This is a genomic window from Segatella copri (assembly GCF_024330485.1).
Lineage (GTDB): Bacteria > Bacteroidota > Bacteroidia > Bacteroidales > Bacteroidaceae > Prevotella > Prevotella copri_L.
Window position 1 is genome coordinate 129,805 of record NZ_JANDWX010000005.1, and the last position, 10,393, is coordinate 140,197.

General features: G+C 44.8%; 9 protein-coding genes. 8 read left to right on the forward strand and 1 reads right to left on the reverse strand.

Translation table 11 applies throughout. The features are described 5' to 3' along the window. Window positions 1–167 precede the first annotated feature (167 nt). From dut to NNC77_RS05085, 4 genes are all read left to right on the forward strand, one after another. Window positions 168–605, forward strand: a complete 438-nt coding sequence (gene dut, locus NNC77_RS05070) for a dUTP diphosphatase (protein WP_117692971.1) — start codon at window positions 168–170, stop codon at window positions 603–605. A 42-nt stretch (window positions 606–647) separates the two neighbouring features. Further along, window positions 648–2,495 carry a tetratricopeptide repeat protein gene (locus NNC77_RS05075; RefSeq protein WP_254970206.1) on the forward strand — a complete coding sequence of 616 codons (1,848 nt, stop codon included), beginning with the start codon at window positions 648–650 and terminating at the stop codon, window positions 2,493–2,495. A gap of 327 nt (window positions 2,496–2,822) precedes the next feature. Continuing rightward, entirely contained in the window at window positions 2,823–3,737 is a 915-nt protein-coding gene (locus NNC77_RS05080; RefSeq protein ID WP_254970207.1) for a DUF4292 domain-containing protein, read from the forward strand. A 50-nt stretch (window positions 3,738–3,787) separates the two neighbouring features. Continuing rightward, window positions 3,788–5,569: a murein hydrolase activator EnvC family protein gene (locus tag NNC77_RS05085; protein ID WP_254970208.1), complete on the forward strand. Its 1,782-nt coding sequence runs from the start codon at window positions 3,788–3,790 to the stop codon at window positions 5,567–5,569. Window positions 5,570–5,766: 197 nt separating this feature from the next. On the opposite strand, the gene NNC77_RS05090 is transcribed toward NNC77_RS05085, so the two are convergent. Next, window positions 5,767–6,057 carry a hypothetical protein gene (locus NNC77_RS05090; RefSeq protein WP_254970209.1) on the reverse strand — a complete coding sequence of 97 codons (291 nt, stop codon included), beginning with the start codon at window positions 6,055–6,057 and terminating at the stop codon, window positions 5,767–5,769. 148 nt (window positions 6,058–6,205) lie between these two features. Here NNC77_RS05090 and NNC77_RS05095 point away from each other — a divergent pair, with 148 nt between their 5' ends. From NNC77_RS05095 to NNC77_RS05110, 4 genes are all read left to right on the forward strand, one after another. Then, window positions 6,206–7,168, forward strand: coding sequence for a DUF5119 domain-containing protein (locus tag NNC77_RS05095; RefSeq protein WP_254970210.1), 963 nt, complete (start codon window positions 6,206–6,208; stop codon window positions 7,166–7,168). A 75-nt stretch (window positions 7,169–7,243) separates the two neighbouring features. Continuing rightward, a complete protein-coding gene (locus tag NNC77_RS05100) occupies window positions 7,244–8,362 on the forward strand; it encodes a fimbrillin family protein (protein WP_254970211.1) in 1,119 nt (372 codons plus the stop codon). Next, window positions 8,359–9,477, forward strand: coding sequence for a fimbrillin family protein (locus NNC77_RS05105; protein ID WP_254970212.1), 1,119 nt, complete (start codon window positions 8,359–8,361; stop codon window positions 9,475–9,477). Before NNC77_RS05100 ends, NNC77_RS05105 begins: the two co-directional genes overlap by 4 nt. Window positions 9,478–9,491: 14 nt before the next feature. Next, window positions 9,492–10,202 carry a fimbrillin family protein gene (locus NNC77_RS05110; RefSeq protein ID WP_254970213.1) on the forward strand — a complete coding sequence of 237 codons (711 nt, stop codon included), beginning with the start codon at window positions 9,492–9,494 and terminating at the stop codon, window positions 10,200–10,202. Window positions 10,203–10,393 lie beyond the last annotated feature (191 nt).

Consider the following 10,393-nt stretch of genomic DNA (forward strand, 5'->3'; position numbering starts at 1 on the left):
TTATTGTATTACTTGATTCTGTAGCGCAAAAATACACTAAAGTAAGCACAAATCAAAATAAAATATGATAAATTACATGTTTTTATCCTCAAAAATTCATTTATTCCATCAAAATTGCTTATTTTTGCAGATTATTAAACTCAGACACAGATAAAAAAGAAGAAGTCATGATAAAAGTACAGATTATCAACAAGGGGCATCAGCCTCTACCTGCGTTTGCCACACCTCAGAGTGCCGGCATGGATTTGCGTGCAAACATCGATGAGGCAATCGTGCTTCATCCTATGGAGCGACGACTGGTGCCAACCGGTCTTTATATGGCTTTGCCTGCAGGTTATGAAGCGCAGATCCGTCCTCGCAGCGGTCTGGCTTTGAAGCATGGCATTACCGTATTGAATACGCCGGGAACCATCGATGCCGATTATCGCGGCGAAATCATGGTTCTGCTCATCAATTTCTCTACAGAGGATTTCGTTATCAACGATGGCGAACGTATAGCCCAGATGGTGCTGGCTAAGCACGAACAATGCGATTTCATCGAGGTTAATGAACTCGATGAAACCGAACGTGGAGCCGGCGGATACGGTCATACGGGTGTAAAATAACAGATTATTAAAGATAGAATAGAAAGGATTAGAATCGTGAAGATGAATCTTAGAAATATCAGTTGGGCAATGGGGCTGGTCTTGCTGGGTTCGGTAGCCATGCCGTCGCTTGCCCGTAAAAAGAAGGTGCAGCCGGTTCAGAAGCCGGCGGTTCAGGAGGACCATCTCTCTCCGAACGACCGCCAGCGCTACAACTATTTCTTCCTGGAGGGAGCGCGCCAGCAGGCTGCCGGCAATTATTCGGCAGCTTTCGACCTTTTTGAGCATGCCCGGAAGATTGACCCGAAGGCGGCTGAAACCTATTTCTATGAGTCGCTTTTCTATTCTCAGCTCAAGCAGGATTCCCTGGCACTTGCCTATATGCAGAAGGCAATAGAACTGAATCCGGAAAACCAGACCTATGCAGAGCAGTTGGGCAGATATTATATAGGTAGCCAGAAATACGATCTTGCCATCGATGCCTATGAGGATCTGTATGCCAAAAACCACGATAATACCGATGCCCTCCGCATCCTGGTTCAGCTTTATTCCCAGAATAAGGATTATAAATCGGTACTCAAAACCATTTCGCGTCTTGAGGTGGAAGAAGGTGAAAGCGAACAGTTCACCCTCTCTAAAATGAGAGTTTATGAACTGATGAACGACAAGAAGGCTGCCTATCAGGAACTGAAGTCGCTGGTAGACCAGCATCCGCTGGATATGCAGTACAAGACAATGCTGGGCAACTGGCTCGTACAGCACGACCGCAAGAAGGAAGCTTACAAGTGCTTTACCGATGTACTGAAGGAAGAGCCTGACAATTCCTATGCCCAGATGTCGCTTTACGACTATTATAATGCCACCCATCAGGAGCAGCTTGCCGAGCAGATGCTCGATAAGATATTGATGAGTCCGAAATCGGATCTGGAGACCAAGGTGATGATGTACCGCTCTTTCATTCAGAAAAACGAGAGCGAAGGTGGCGATTCTACCAAGGTGATTGCGCTGTTTGACAAGGCGCTCAACGTGGCTCATCCGTCAGCCGAAGTGGCAGAGATGAGAGCTGCTTATATGAGTTTGAAGAAGATGCCAGCCGACTCTGTTTGCCGTGCCTTCGAAAAGGTGCTTACCATAGCTCCGGATAACGTGAATGCCAGAATGCAACTTGTACAGATGCTCTGGAACGAGAAAAAATATGACCTGGTTTCCCAGCAATGTAAGGCGGCTCAGGAGTATAATCCCGAAGAAATGGTGTTCTATTACTTCGGTGGAATGGCGTATTATCAGAAAGATAAGGAAGACGAGGCGCTCCGTGAGTTCCGTCTCGGATTGGCGCAGGTGAATGCACAGTCGCCGGCTGACCTGGTTTCTGACCTCTATGCCGTAACCGGCGATATTCTTCATAAGAAAGGTGAAGAGCAGGAAGCCTTTGCGGCTTACGACTCCTGTCTGCAATGGAAAGATGACAACGTGATGGCGCTGAACAACTATGCCTACTATCTCAGCGAGAAGGGCGTTGACCTGCATAAGGCTGAGGCGATGAGCTACAAGACCATCAAGGCGGAGCCGAACAACGGTACTTATCTGGATACCTATGCCTGGATTCTCTTTATGGAAGAACGCTATGCTGATGCCAAGACCTATATAGACCAGGCACTCAAAAACCGCGATTCCACCGCAGATAACAGTACGGTTATTGAGCATGCCGGAGATATCTATTATATGAATGGTATGGCCGATGAATCCGTAGATTTCTGGAAAAAAGCCTATACCGGCGAGAACCAGACTGAGGTGCTGGCATGGAAGATTAAAAACAGACAATATATTACCGAAGAAGAACTGAAGAAGCGTAATGCGCCAAAGCAGAAACCTGCAGCTACGAAGAAGTCAGTTAGAAGAGGTAAGAACTGAACTTTCGCATGTGGTTCAAGTACGGGCTGAAGGCCCAAAAGCTCCAGAAGCAGCACGCCCTGAAAGGGCAGAAGCTCCTAGCCCAGGGCAGCGCCCTGGGTATAATAGCAATCAGCAAGGCGCCCTGTAAGGGCAAAAGCTTTGTATGTTGCCAGGTATTTGAAAGCTTTTGCCCTTACAGGGCGACAGGTTTGCGCCCATAAACACCCAGGGCGATGCCCTGGGCTAGGAGCTTCTGCCCTTTCAGGGCGTGTGGGGCTTACTTGCGAAACTTCAGTAAGAAGAAATAAACGGAAAGTAGAAAAATCAGGAAAGATGAAATATACAATGAAGAAGAATAAGATGATGCTGCTTGCCGCAGCCTGCAGCATCCTGCTCCTCGGTTCTTGCGGAACCAGCAAGAATGTACAGGGCTCTGGCTCCTCATCAGCCAGTCATCAGAAAGAGAATGCCACCAAGGGTTCTGGCTCCCGTCAGAGTGAGACGCTCAGGAAGTTGGCTTTCGTACAGAAGGTTTCAGACAATCAGGTGTATACCAGGAATATTGTAGGCAACATGTCGTTTACTCTCCAGGCTGGTGATAAGGACATTACTGTGCCGGGCAAACTGAGCATGCGCAAGGATGAAATCATCCGCATCCAGCTCTTTATTCCTATCTTGGGTACAGAGGTGGGCCGTCTGGAGTTTACTCCCGACCATGTACTTATCATCGACCGTCTGCACAAGGAATATATCAAGGCAGATTATACCCAGGTAGACTTCCTCAAGAAGCAGGGCATCTCCTTCTATTCTCTGCAGGCTCTCTTCTGGAACCAGCTGCTCCTGCCGGGCGAAAGGACTGTGAAGGAATCAGACCTGAAGAAGTTTGATGCCAGACTGGATGTGGCAGGAGATGCTGTGCCGGTTAGTTTCAGGAACGGCAATATGACCTATGCCTGGACAGCCAACCGCACTACCGGCCGTATCACAGCAGCAGATGTTGTCTATAAGAGTGCGCAGAACGGCACCTCCAATCTCCACGTCGACTATGGCAACTTCAAGAGTGTAGGCGTCAAGATGTTCCCTGCCTCCCTGAATTTGTCGATGACCACTACTGCTACCAGAAAAAAGCAGGAGGCTAAGATCAGTCTGCAATTGAATCAGGTGAAGACCGACAGCAAATGGAGCACTCAGACAGAGATTTCCAGCAAATACAAGCAGATTTCTCCAACAGATGTGCTCAGCAAGATATTGAGTATGTAGATGCTCATCAAGAGTTTGAAATTATAGAACATGGGTTTTTAATATAAGAAATGAAGCGAATCTTATTATTCATCATGGCAATCACCTTCTCGCTCGCACCTTTTGCGCAGAAGCATTCTGCCCAGAAGAAGCCGGTGAGAAAGACTGCCGTAACTGCGAAAAAGAAGGCTGCTACTCCTGCCAGAAAGACGAACAGCAGAAGTCATGCGGCCAGAAAGACATACAAACCAGCTGCGCCAACCAGAGCAGAACGCAAGGCGGCAACCTATAGCAATGCCTCTATCCGAGGTTTGCAGGGACAGCGCGCTTCTATCCGGAAGAAGATCAGAGAACAGGAGCAGGCTTTGCAGAGAAATAAGGCGGATGTGAAGAAACGTCTTGAAGACCTGATGGCGCTGAACGGAGAAATAGACCAGCGTCAGAAGAAGATTGACGGCATCCAGAAGGATATCCATCATATTGACGGCAATATCGGCATTCTGCAGGCACAGTTGAAAACGCTTCAGCAACAGTTGCAGGACCGCAAGAACAAGTATATCCGTTCCATGCGCTATATGAGCCGTCATCATACGGTTCAGGACAAGCTGATGTTCATCTTCAGTGCCAAGAATCTGACACAGATGTATCGCCGCCTTTCCTTCATACGCCAGTATTCTTCCTATCAGAAGGTGCAGGGCGAGGCTGTAAAGGCTAAGCAGAAGCAGGTGAACGAGAAGCACCAGCAGTTGCAGCATGTAAAGGGACATAAGAACACCTTATTATATAAGGGTAAGCAGGAGAAGACGGCATTGGAAGGCAAGCAGACCCAGCAGCAGGAAATGGTGCAGGGACTGCAGAAACAGCAGAAGACCATTCAGGCTGTGATTGCCGACCAGCGTCAGAAAGATGCGGCAATCAACGCTCAGATTGACCGCTTGATTGCTCAGGAAGTAGCCAAGGCTCGTGCCCGTGCTGCTGCCGAGGCTAAGAAGAAGGCCGCTGCCGCTGCTGCCGCCAAGAAACGTGCCGAGGAACTGGCTCGCAAGAAAGCTGCTGCCGAGGCTGCTGCCAGGGAGAATGCCCGTCGTATAGCCGAAGCCAAGGCGCGTGAGGCTGCTGCCGAAGCTGCCCGCAGAAAGGCTGCCGAAGAAGCAAGACTGGCTGCCGAGGCAGCAAGAAAGGCTCAGGAGGAGGCTGCTGCCCAGGCAGAAGCAAAGGCGAAGGCTAAAGCGCAGGCTAGGGCGCGTGCTGCTGCCGAGGCTGCCAAGCGTGCTGCCGCAGAGCAGGCTGCCCGTGAGGCTGCTGCCGAACAGGCTGCAAGAAAGGCGGAGGCTGAAAGACAGGCTGCCGAGTTGAAGGCGAAGATGGATGCGGAACGCAGTACCCGTGAGATTGCCGCTGCCAAGAAGGAGGCACAGGAGGCTTCTACCTTGAGTTCGGTAGACCGCATGCTGAGCGGTGGATTCGAGGCTAACCGTGGTAGATTGCCGATGCCTATCAGCGGCAGTTACCGTGTGGTGAGTCATTTCGGTCAGTATAACGTGGAAGGCTTGAAGGGCGTAACGCTCGACAATAAGGGTATCAATATCCAGGGCAAGCCGGGTTGTGTGGCTCGCAGCATCTACGATGGTGAGGTGAGTGCCGTCTTCGGTTATGGTGGCATGTGGAACGTGCTGGTCCGTCATGGAGCCTACATCTCTGTTTACTGTAATCTGAAATCGGTCAGCGTTCATAAGGGTCAGAAGGTACGTACCCGTCAGGCTTTGGGTAGTGTTGGCTCTGAAAACATCCTCCAGTTCCAGCTTCGCAAGGAGACTGCCAAGCTCAATCCGGAGGCTTGGCTGAGCAGATAATGTATGAATAGTTCCCCCACACGCCCTGAAAGGGCAGAAGCTCCTAGCCCAGGGCATCGCCCTGGGTATAATAGCAATCAGCAAGGCGCCCTGTAAGGGCAAAAGCTTTGTATGTTGCCAGGTATTTGAAAGCTTTTGCCCTTACAGGGCGACAGGTTTGCGTCCGTAATTGCCCTGGGCTAGGAGCTTCTGCCCTTTCAGGGCGTGTGGGGCAAAACAGGGCGTGCTGTTTCTGGGAACTTCTGGGTCTTCAGGGCGTGCTGCTTCTGCTCTTTCAGGGCGTGCTGCTTCTGGGCTTTTGCCCTTTCAGGGCGTGCTTCTGGGGCTTTTGGGCCTTCAGCCCGTAAACTACTTGCGAAACTTGAATAAATGATAGAAATGAAACCTCCAATCAATAGGTTTGATTGTAGGTTTTTTAATTGCTTACTAAACCGGTAGCTACTGGCATTTTTTTTGTGTTGTAACAAAAATGTTATCTTATGTATCATTTAATTTTTATTAAATATTGCTTTAAGACCTAAATAAATTTTATATTGTACTTTTGCACCCAGAAATTTTGAAATGAATATGATAATTAGATAAGAATATAAAGATGAAGCATTCATGAAAAGATGTAAAAGATGTATAGAACTATTCTTGTACTGTTGGCTCCTTATCATTTCGCTTACTTCTTGCGTTTATGATGACTATTCCAGTTGTCCGCCAAAGGATGGCCGTAGATTGGTGCGGATTAATGTAGATTGGCGTTTGTTTGATAAAGAGGTGCCTACAGGTATGACGGTCATGGTGTTTCCCTGGTCAGGTGGTGCTCCGCATACTGCCTTGACTAATGATATAACACATGCCGACTTTTTCTTGGAACCTGGAAAATATCATGTACTGGTATTCAACCAGAGTACGACCGAGTTTGGTACACTCGAATTTCAGGGAATGGACTCTTACGAGACGGCGCGAGCTCTGGTACTGCATACAACATCGCGCTGGTACTCACGTGGAGATAATGAACTGATAGGGGTTGAGCCCGAGTGGCTTGCCTCTGATAAACTCGATGAATTCGATGTTTCTGGAGACTTTTCTGAGGCTACTTTAACGCCAAGGAATGTGCTTTCGCATATCCGGGTCAACGTGAAAGTTCCAGGTATAGGAAACCTGTATTCTGCGAGAGGATCCTTAACTGGTATTTCAGAAGGATTTCTGCTGGGACAGGGAAAGCCGCTTCAGAGTAGTAAGGTGACTTATCTTCTGGAGTCCTGGACGAAAACGATAGATAAGAATGACGCAACACTAGGAACGTTGACGACATCGTTTAAATGTTTTGGCCTACCAGAAACTGCCCATCCTGATGCAGAAAACAATAAGCTGTCTTTTTCAGCTTTGTTGATAGACAAAAAGACGCAGGTAGATTATCAGTTTGCGGTAGGAGATAAGTTTCAGGAAGATGAAAATTCATCGGAGTTAGGTTATTTTTCTTCTCTCCATGTTGATGTTGAGTTGCCGAACCCTTTACCTGATGTGAAGCCTTCGGAAGGAAGTTCTGGCGGTTTTGACGTCACGGTCAAGGATTGGGGTAAACCTGAGGATATTGATATGGAACTGTAGAAAAAGTGATAAGAATCAGATAAAAATAGTAAAAGATTAATAATAGATTAGTTTAATTTAAAAATCCAAAAAGATATGGATAAGAAATTTGTTATGAGTATTGCTGCAATGGCAGCGTTGACATTGGTAAGTTGTTCAAGCGATGACTTGGATAGTTTTTCAGACAATTCTTCTAAGAATGAGGCTATCAGCTTTGATGGCTACTTGGGAAGAAGTGCAGTTGCTGTAAATGGTTCACGTGGTAGCGTGGAGACAGCGAATACGCTTAAGACTAATGGTTTTGGTGTGTTTGGTAGGTATAACGCTGGTGCTGGTCAGACTTCTGATCCTGATTTCTTCAAAAATCAGAAGGTAACTTATTCAAATAAAAAGTGGACATATTCTCCTCTTAAGTATTGGCCGACAAATGGTCAAATTGATTTCTTGGCGTATGCTCCTTATGATAGTGAACAAAAATTGATCGAAAATTCTAAACTTGCATTCGAAGTTAAGCCAACAGCTACAGAGCAGAAAGATTTGTTGTGGGCTAATGCTACGGGTAAGATAACAGAAAATTTCGAAGGTACAACAAAAGAGAAAGTGAAGTTTCAATTTCATCATGCTTTGTCTAGACTTGGTTATACTGTAAAGTTATCTGGAGATTATTCTTCTAATGCAACTTTTACATTGAAAAAGATAACATTGGCAGGATCTCCTGATGAAACAACGAAGGCTTTCTATACAAAGGGTACCATAGATTTGTCTACGGTAAAAGATCCAACATCAAGTGTAACAACAGGTCTTTGGAATACATCATCATCTGATAAGCAGAATTTTGATTGGGTCTCTACCCCTTATGATTTAACTAGTACAGATAAATATAATAATCCTGATAAAGATAATAATTATTTGTTTGTAATTCCACAGGATTTCTCTAAAGATAAAACACCAGGAGGTTCAAATGTAGATGAACTTTATGTTATCGTACAGTACACTATAAAGTATAATGGTGGTGGAGAGCAAACAAATACGGTTTATAAGCGACTTAAACAGAACTTCTTGCAGGGTAAGGCATATATGCTTAACTTGACCATTGGTCTTCCAATCGAATTCGATGTTGATGTTGATACTGTTAATGGTGTTGATCCTTGGGATGAAGTAAATGATGGTAAGGGCGATATTGATTCTTGGGATGATATCGAACATAAAAAATGAATTTAAATTATCATAAGATGAAGTTTCTTCGTTTAGCTTTTTATGTTTTGATAGCACAGCTGGTATTATCTGGCTGTGCCGGCGAAGCTGTGGAAGAAACTTCATCTTCTTCAGCTTCTGAAATCAACTTTGATGCTTATGTGGGTCGGAATGCTTCAACCCGTTCTAATATAACCGATATTGATTTTCTCCGAAGTGGGGAATGGAACGCCGGATTTGGTGTCTTTGCAAGATACGGCAATACTCATCTGATGGATACTGAACACGTAACCTGGAGAGGAGATCATTGGGGATATGACCATATCCGATTTTGGCCAAGTAGTGGAAAAGTGGATTTCTATGCCTTTGCGCGTTATGTTCCAATCGTAACAATGGGCTGCCTACCTGATACTCTGGGTGGTAATCGTACAGAAGAAACTTATATAAATTTTCCTTCTAACGAATCTCCTATAGATTTGATATGGGCCAAAAAAACAGGTCAAGAAGCACCAACATCTCCTGGTAGTAAAGTGACATTTCAATTTAAGCATGCTTTGTCTCGTTTGAGCTTTAAAATCACAGCCAATCAGAAATTATTGGAAGATGGTGCAGTTATAAATGTTAAAGAGGTGAGACTGTATGGCGCCGAAGAACATAAAGGCATCTTTCGTATGGCGGGCTATCTGAATCTTAATTCTAATTCGGGAGATTGGAGGCCCTACAATAATGGTGTTAGTTGGTTTTATACTTGGACAGAAACTGGCAAAAAAGATGGCGTAAATGATTCTATCCAAAAAATAGATGGTCCCGTATTAAAGTTAAGTGCAGCTAAGTTAGACAGAGACAATAAAAGTATAACAAATGATGAAAATTCTTATATCTTTATAATCCCTCAGGATCTGCCCGAAAACTTTAATCTAATGATAACTTATACGGTAACGCAGGGAGATTTTGTGGAAGAGTTGACGGTAAAGAAAAATCTGCGAGACGTTCTTCTTAAAAAAGATAGCAATTTTAAGTTTGAACAAGGAAAAGCGTATGTCTTTAATTTGAAACTGCTTGATCCTGTCAATTTCAGCGTAACGACAGATGTCGTGAAGTGGGGACCGGGTGACGATAAAACAATACCTTTATAATGATAATCGGGAATATGAAGCGGAATATTTATAGTTATAGTAAGTTATGGATGATTCTCTTTGTCTTGATGGGTGCAGCCTGTACCAATCAAGTGGAGGATGCTATTCCTGTATCTGGTCAGCCTATTGAGTTTTCTGTGCAATCAGATTGGAAGGAAATTCCCAATACTCGCTCGGATGATAAAACGCAATTTATCGGAGGTGACGAGATTCAGATTTTCGGTTTTCATAAATCTTCTCAATGGGCGGTTGAGAATGTTCAGTTTATGTATGATGTAAAAAATCCGAATAATGGTCAGATAGTAGAATTAGATGGAGATGGTAAAACCTGGAATTATACCCCCAAGCGTTTCTGGCCTAAAGAGGGACTGCTAGATTTTTATGCCAGTTATCCATGCAATACATACAACTCTATTCACTATGACGTAGAAAAGAAGTGGATGACTTATGAAAATAATTTGACACAAGATCTGTTGTATGGCTTAGCTACCGATCGTGATTGTGCAAGAAAAGATGACGTACCGATCTGGATGGTGCATGCCTTGGCTAAGGTGAAAATTATTTTTGACACGTCGTCTTTGGGTGATATCGGACAAGTTACAGTCTCGGGTTACAAAGCTGGCCATTTCTCTCCAATGAGCAATAATGATGGAGTCCCTGTTTGGACAATTGATGATGATAACACGCATATTAAAGCTGACTTTGGATATAACGAAATTCACTAGTGTCCCGTTAAAACGAGACGATTATTAAATAAGTTATTAATACTCAAAAGTTTACGGACTTTTTGTAGTGTATTCGATTTGATTTTGTATCTTTGCACGCATATTTAAAATACGTGTGCGATGAACAAAGGCAAAACTATATTCTCTCAGATTATGTCACTTATACCAGAACGTGATTTCAAAACTTGTGT

Coding starts and splice junctions, on each gene's coding strand:
- dut (WP_117692971.1), top strand. CDS start 168: ATGATAAAAGTACAGATTATCAACAAGGGGCATCAGCCTCTACCTGCG.
- NNC77_RS05075 (WP_254970206.1), top strand. CDS start 648: ATGAATCTTAGAAATATCAGTTGGGCAATGGGGCTGGTCTTGCTGGGT.
- NNC77_RS05080 (WP_254970207.1), top strand. CDS start 2,823: ATGAAGAAGAATAAGATGATGCTGCTTGCCGCAGCCTGCAGCATCCTG.
- NNC77_RS05085 (WP_254970208.1), top strand. CDS start 3,788: ATGAAGCGAATCTTATTATTCATCATGGCAATCACCTTCTCGCTCGCA.
- NNC77_RS05090 (WP_254970209.1), bottom strand. CDS start 6,057: ATGATACATAAGATAACATTTTTGTTACAACACAAAAAAAATGCCAGT.
- NNC77_RS05100 (WP_254970211.1), top strand. CDS start 7,244: ATGGATAAGAAATTTGTTATGAGTATTGCTGCAATGGCAGCGTTGACA.
- NNC77_RS05105 (WP_254970212.1), top strand. CDS start 8,359: ATGAATTTAAATTATCATAAGATGAAGTTTCTTCGTTTAGCTTTTTAT.
- NNC77_RS05110 (WP_254970213.1), top strand. CDS start 9,492: ATGAAGCGGAATATTTATAGTTATAGTAAGTTATGGATGATTCTCTTT.